General features: G+C 72.6%; 6 protein-coding genes and 1 pseudogene. 5 read left to right on the top strand and 2 right to left on the bottom strand.

What is annotated here, in order from left to right; translation table 11 throughout:
• The coding region (locus tag AOK23_RS33700; protein ID WP_476718313.1) for an Rv1733c family protein at positions 1-288 on the top strand (288 nt) is incomplete at its 5' end.
• A 111-nt stretch (positions 289-399) separates the two neighbouring features.
• Here AOK23_RS33700 and AOK23_RS33695 read toward each other — a convergent pair.
• Together AOK23_RS33695 and AOK23_RS33690 are read right to left on the bottom strand one after the other, a co-directional pair.
• Positions 400-1,182: a pectate lyase gene (locus AOK23_RS33695; RefSeq protein ID WP_055716334.1), complete on the bottom strand. Its 783-nt coding sequence runs from the start codon at positions 1,180-1,182 to the stop codon at positions 400-402.
• A gap of 38 nt (positions 1,183-1,220) precedes the next feature.
• Positions 1,221-2,210, bottom strand: a complete 990-nt coding sequence (locus tag AOK23_RS33690) for a pectate lyase family protein (protein WP_169800362.1) — start codon at positions 2,208-2,210, stop codon at positions 1,221-1,223.
• A 418-nt stretch (positions 2,211-2,628) separates the two neighbouring features.
• Between AOK23_RS33690 and AOK23_RS33685 the strand changes: the two genes are divergently transcribed.
• The 4 genes and pseudogenes from AOK23_RS33685 to AOK23_RS33670 form a co-directional block, all read left to right on the top strand.
• Positions 2,629-3,672 carry an extracellular catalytic domain type 1 short-chain-length polyhydroxyalkanoate depolymerase gene (locus tag AOK23_RS33685; protein ID WP_420823774.1) on the top strand — a complete coding sequence of 348 codons (1,044 nt, stop codon included), beginning with the start codon at positions 2,629-2,631 and terminating at the stop codon, positions 3,670-3,672.
• A gap of 32 nt (positions 3,673-3,704) precedes the next feature.
• Positions 3,705-3,884: a hypothetical protein gene (locus AOK23_RS33680; protein ID WP_055716332.1), complete on the top strand. Its 180-nt coding sequence runs from the start codon at positions 3,705-3,707 to the stop codon at positions 3,882-3,884.
• Between the two features lie 246 nt (positions 3,885-4,130).
• The gene (locus AOK23_RS33675; protein ID WP_055716331.1) at positions 4,131-5,477 is read left to right on the top strand and encodes an SGNH/GDSL hydrolase family protein; all 1,347 of its coding nucleotides are present in this window, start codon (positions 4,131-4,133) and stop codon (positions 5,475-5,477) included.
• A 175-nt stretch (positions 5,478-5,652) separates the two neighbouring features.
• Positions 5,653-6,579 (top strand): annotated as a pseudogene (locus AOK23_RS33670) (cation-translocating P-type ATPase); the annotation flags it as partial.

Here is a 6,579-nt window from a genome sequence, read left to right as displayed (position 1 = left end):
GGTGACCGGTGTGCCCACGACGTCGGCCGGGTCGACCCGGCCGACGTCGTGGGCACACCGGTCACCGTCTGGACGGATGCCCGGGGCCGGCTGGTGACCGAGCCCGCCGGGGAGGCCCAGGCCCGGCTGCGGGCCGGCCTGGTCGGGGGGCTGGCGGGAATCTTCGTGGCGGCCGTGCCCTTCGCGGGCGGCAGGCTCGTCCGCGGCCGTCTGGAGCGGCGCAGGATGGACCAGTGGGACGAGGCGTGGGAGCGCATCGCCCCCCTGTGGGAGCGCAAGATCTGGTGAGGGCGGAGCGCTGACCGCCGACGGCCGAGCACCGGGCGGCCGGACGAGGCCCGTGGGGGGAGACTCCGTCCGGCCGTGGGGAGCGGACTCACCGGTGGGTGAGGAGCGGCCTCACCTGTAGGTGATGTCCGAGCTGGAGTACAGGCAGTTGGTGCTGTCGGGGCCCGTACCGACGGCCGTGTTGTTGTTGTACTTCTGGCAGGGCACGACCTTGCGACCGCTGTCGTTCAGGATCGTGATCCTGCGCAGGGTCGCCACGTCGCCGCGGTTGACGTTGATGCCGACGAGCCGGGCGGTGGAACCCGTTCCGGTGACCTCGATGTTGTTGAGGTTCACCTTGCGGGTGTACTGCGTGGAGCAGTCGCCGCAGGAGCGGTACAGCGTCTTGAACTCGCTGACCGCGAAGTTGGAGATGTTCAGGGTCCCCGGCCCGTTGTGCTGGAACACCTTGTCCGCGGCCTTCCTGGCGCCGCCGCCGGTCACCGTGTAGGAGGAGCCGCCGCGGAAGGTCGCGGCGTCCTCGCCGACGTCCTCCCACCACACGTTCTGCAGGGTGCAGTTGCCCTCGCAGTGGATGCCGTCGGCGCCGGGGGCGCCGATGATGACGTTCTTCAGCGTCGCGCCGGCCGCGAGCTTGAAGATCGGGTCCTGGCCCTCCTCCTGGCCGTCCCCGGCCAGATCACCGCTGCCGTAGTAGCGCTTCATGCCGCCGTCGCGGACGCCGGACACCGAGATGGTGGAGGTCACCGGCTGGTTGCCGGAGGCCGACGGCCAGGTCGCGGCGCTCGCCGGAGTGGCGCCACTGGTCATGATCATGCCAAACGAAAGACCGAACGCGGCCAGCGTCCCGGTCAGCGCGCGCGTGCGGGCGCGCGTACGTGCCGCAGAAGTCATGTCCCGATTCCTTCTGTCTCCGAGTGGATGGGGGGTTGTCAGAGCTTTCCGGCGCCCGCACCCGACGTCACCGAGGCGACGACGGACGAGGCGGGTTCCGCGGTGTAGCGGTAGGGCGGGGAGGTGAACGTCCCCGTCCGGGAGACCTCGGTGACGGCCCCACCGAGGTCGTTGCCGCGCAGATTGGCGAAGCCGTCCACGTCACTGCTGCGGTTCGTGGTCACAGCGACCTTCGTGTCGCGGAAGACGTTGTTCTCCACGAGCATCTGGGCGCCCATGCGCGAGTGGCAGGCGGTCTCGGCGCCGTCCACGTAGTTGTTGTAGAAGTGCCCGGTGCCGAAGCGCAGGCTCGGGATGCGCGAGTGGACGTCGCTGAAGTGGTTGTGGTGGTACGTCACCTTCAAGTGGCCGGTGTCCTCGGAGGCGTTGTTGTCGCTGTGGCCGACGAGAGAGCCCTTGAAGTGGTTCTTGAAGGTGTTCCAGGACACCGTCACGTCGTCCGAGCCGTGGTTGATGTCCAGCAGGCCGTCGTAGTGGTCCTTGTCGTGATCGCGGTCGGCGGAGAAGGAGTTGTGGTCGATCCACACCCTCGTCGACTCCTGCACGGTGATCCCGTCGGCGGGCGCGACCGGCTTGCTGATGTTCAGGTTGCGGACGACGACATCGGTCTTCTCCTTGATGCGCAGGCCGCCCCCGGTGAACCCGGACGACGCGCCCACGCCCAGCACCGTCGTGCGGGAGCCGATGTCGACCTGGCCACTGAGCGATATCAGGCCGCTGACCCGGACGACCTTCGCCGTGTCACCGGCGACGGCGCTTGTGAAGGCGGCCAGGGTCGAGACGGTGACCGGCGACGCTCCGCCACCGCCGGTGGTCCCGGCGCCGTAGCCGATCGGCGAGCTCTCCGCGGCCCCCGCGGTCTGCGGCAGGGCGATCACCGCGGCCGCCGTGAGAGCGGTCGCCGCGGCCATCGAGGAGGTTCTTCGCGCGTGTGTACGTGGGGGGATGCGTGGGGGGACGATACGCATGCGGGTGCGTCCCTTCAGCTAGTACTGACGGGCCATGTACGTGAACGTCGTGCGTCATGTTGACCGCCGAGGGCGGGCCGGGTGGTCGAGCTGGGGGACTCGACACCCTGGGAAATGCTTGCGTACAGGCAGATGGAGCCCAGGCGCCTCTCTACCGCTCCGGGCGGGCGATGGTGGCGAGTTCACACTGCTGAACGGAACGTAGGGGGCAAGCGCTTTCTAGTCAACGCTTCGCGCAAAAGACCATGGGGCGTCCCAGGTAAATGCGGGCGTCCCGGCCGGCGGGTCCGGCGCATGCGCTCCGGCGGCGCGCCGGGAGCGAATTCTTTCGACGTGTGGGAGCGCTTCCAGGGCGGCCATGTGCATGTCACGATGCTCGGCGGACGCTTCCCTCCCGGCCCGCTGAAGGGACAACGACGTGCCCCGAACCCCCCACCGCACCGCGCGCCGACCGCTCCGAAAAGCCCTCGTCGCGCTGCTCGCCGCCCTGGCGCCGTTACTCGCGACCACGTTCCTCACCGCCCCGGCGGCCTCGGCCGCGCCGCTCCCCGAGCCGTCGTCGCTCGCGCAGGCCGCTCCGGACGCGGGCGCCGCGCGGGACGCGAAGGCCGAGGCGGCGCCCCGCGCGGCGCTCACCCAGATCACCGGCTTCGGGCAGAACCCGAGCAACCTCCAGATGTACCTGTACGTGCCGAACAACGTCGCCAGGAAGCCGGCGATCGTCGTGGCCGTGCACTACTGCACCGGCTCCGGGCCGGCCATGTACAGCGGCACCGAGTACGCCTCGCTCGCCGACCGCTACGGCTTCATCGTGGTGTACCCGTCCGTCACCCGCAGCAGCAAGTGCTTCGACGTCGCCTCGCCGCAGGCGCTGCGCCGGGGCGGCGGCAGCGACCCCGTGGGCATCAAGTCCATGGTCGACTGGACGGTCCGCACCTACAACGCCGACACCAGCAGGATCTTCGCCACCGGCATCTCCTCCGGCGCGATGATGACCAACGTCCTGCTCGGCGTCTACCCGGACGTGTTCGCCGCGGGTGCCGCCTTCGCCGGTGTCCCGTTCGCCTGCTTCGCCACCACCAACGGCTCGGAGTGGAACAGCGAGTGCGCGGGCGGAAGGATCATCCGGTCCCCGCAGGCGTGGGGCGACCTGGTCCGCGGCGCCTACCCCGGCTACAACGGCCCCCGGCCGCGGATGCAGCTGTGGCACGGCACCCAGGACGACGTGCTGCGGTACCCGAACTTCGGGGAGGAGATCAAGCAGTGGACCAATGTGCGCGGCGTCGGCCAGACGCCGAGCGCCACCGACTCACCCCAGAACGGCTGGACCCGCACCCGCTACGGCGGCACCGGTGACCGGGCCCCCGTCGAGGGCATCAGCATGCAGGGCGTCGGCCACAACGTGTACGCCTGGGGCATGGGCCAGCGCGTCCTGACCTTCTTCGGCATCACCGGCCAGTGAATCGTGCCTCAGCCCTAGGCCGGCCTCGGCGGGTGAGGGCTGACCGGCGGACCGTCACCGACCGGCGGACCGTCACCGACCGGGGCGCCCCGCACGGACCCGCGCGCGGCACCGTGATCGCGACGGACGTCACCCGCGACCACGCGCTCGCGCCGGTGCCGGGGCCGGTGCCGGTCACACGATCGCGCCGGGTGCCGACGACGGTCACGTGATCGCGCCGGGCGCCGGGGCCGGCCACCGGGCCGACCGCTCCGGCATCAGCGCCGCACCCACCGCCCGGGCCCTCCACGGGACGGGCAGCGCCTGACCCGCCGGCCCGCCTCGCCATCGCCCACCGCCGGGCGCGCACCGACCGGGTGCGCGCCCGGACACCGCGCGCCTTCGATCACGTTGGCGTCGAGTCACCTCACGCCAGGCTCCTTTCAGCAGAGCCCCGTTCCCGGAGAAAGGCATCGCCCGTGCAGCCGTCCCAGCCGTCGAGCCGTGTGTCGCTCGCCCATCTCGTCGCCGCCTGCGTCCTCGCGCTGGCCCTCGTCGTGACGTCCTCCGCCGTGGTGGCGCTCGTCAGGAGCCCGCAGGGCACCGCCGGTGCCGGCGCCGGTGACACGGCCACGGCCGCCCGGCACTGGGTCAACACCTGGTCGGCGATGCCGCAGCTCACCGAGGCGCACAACATGCCGCCGGCGCCGTTCACCGGCGACCGGGCGGTGCTCGTCGACACCACCCTGCGGCAGACCGTGCGCGTCACCACCGGCGGCGACCGCGTCCGGTTGCGCTTCTCCAACGCCTTCGGCGGCACCGCGCTGCCGCTGACGGCGGTCACCGTCGCCCTCCCCAAGGGCGGGCAGGCCGGGGTCGGCGCCATCGAGCCCGGCACCACCCGGACGGTGACCTTCGGCGGCCGGGACGCCACCACCGTGCCGATCGGCGCCCAGGTCGTCTCCGACCCGCTGGACTTCACGGTGCGGCCCGGCTCCAACCTCACCGTGACCACGTACCTGGCCGAGGGGCAGGCGTCCCTCGCCCTCACCTCGCACCCCGGCTCCCGCACCACCTCCTACCTCCAGCACGGCGACCGCACCCGCGACGACGAGCTCCCCGGGGCCACCCCCACCAACCACTGGTACCTGCTCAGCGACGTCGAGGTCCTCTCCCGGCCCGCCACCACCGCCGTCGCCGTCCTCGGCGACTCGCTGACCGACGGCCGGGGCTCCACCACCAACGGCAACAACCGCTGGCCCGACCAGCTGTTCGACCGCCTGCAGCAGAAGCCCGCCACCCGGGGCATCGCCGTGGTGAACCAGGCCGCCGGCGGCAACCGCGTTCTCAACGACGGCCTCGGCCCCAACGCGCTCGCCCGACTGGACCGCGACATCCTGGCCCACAGCGCCGTCGAACAGCTGATCGTCTTCGAGGGCGTCAACGACATCGGAACGGCCGAGGCCACCCCCGCCGCCCAGCAGCGCGTCACCGCCGACCTCGTCGCCGCCTACGACCAGATCATCGTCCGCGCCCACGCCCAGGGCATCCGCGTGTACGGCGCGACCCTGCTCCCGTTCGACGGCAACACCCCGTACGACGACGTCGGCGGGCACCGCGAGGACGCACGGCAGGCGGTGAACACATGGATCCGCACCAGCGGCCGCTTCGACGCCGTCCTCGACTTCGACCGTGCCGTCCGCGACCCGCAGAACCCGAGCCGGCTCCAGCCGACCCTCCACGACGGCGACTGGCTCCACCTCAACCCGGAGGGCTACCGCGCCCTCGCCGAAGCGGTCCCGTCCCGGCTGCTCCAGCGGAGATGAGGGGGACCGTACGCGCCTCCAGTGTCCCCAGGTGTGCCCGCACGCCGTGACCGAGCGCCTCCGCGACCCCACGCGCCGTACTTCGCCCCATCCAGCCCAGAAGCATGGATGGCGAGCCGATTCGCGGGAACCCGGCTCCCCCGGAAGGGCATCACGCGTGAGGTGAGGGAGAGCCATGGCACAAAATGGCCGGTCGGGTGATGCACAGGCTGAGCGGGGGCGCACCCGGGGGCTCGGACTGCTGACACGTCCGACGGCCGCCGCCACCGGGCTCGCGCTGGCCGGGCCCCGGCTCCTCGCCCGAGGAGCCGGACCCGCCGTCGGCCTGGCCGCGGGAGCGGTGGCCGGAACGGCACGGGCGGGCGTCCGGAGCGTGGACAGCGCCGCGCACGTCGCCCGCAACGCGTTGCCGGGTGGTGCGCGCCCCTGGCGCTCCGGCGCGCGGGCCCATCTCGCGCTGCGGCCCGAGACACCCCAACGGGTTCACCGCGAGGGCGGCACGGAACACGCGGTCCGTAAGGTGGCCGCCGCACTGGCCGAGCGGCCGGACGTGGCGCTCGCCTACTGGGACCGGGGCCTGGCCCGTCTCGTGGTGTCCGCCGCCGAGGAGGCCCTCGGCGACACGGTCGTGGACGAGGCGGTCGCACTCGCCGCCCGGCACGGGCTGTCCCTGGCCGACGAGGACGTCGAGGGATACACCCACCCCGGCGACCCGGCCGGCACCCGGGCCGCCGCGACGGCCCTCGCCGCCGACACCCTCGGCACCGGTGTCGCCCTGGCCGGCTCCTTCCTGCGGCTGCCGCGCTCACCGCGCCTGGTCACGGCGGTGGCGACGCTGCTGCGCGAGAACCCCCGCTTCCGCGCCCTCCTGCGCGACCGGCTCGGCCCGTCCCGCATGGACGTGCTGCTGGCCACGGCCAACGCCGCCGTCCACGCCGCGGGCCAGACCCCGATCGCCCTGCTGCTCGACGGGGCGCTCCGCACCTGCCAGCTGGGGGACACCCTGGCCCGTGCGACCGCCTTCGACACCGTCCACGACCAGGTGTGCACCCCGCGGCGGGTCGGCCTGCCCCCGCGCCCCTCCGTACGGCCGCCCCTGCGG

This window comes from Streptomyces torulosus (assembly GCF_001419765.1).
Lineage (GTDB): Bacteria > Actinomycetota > Actinomycetes > Streptomycetales > Streptomycetaceae > Streptomyces > Streptomyces torulosus.
This window is presented reverse-complemented; position numbering and strand designations above follow the sequence as displayed.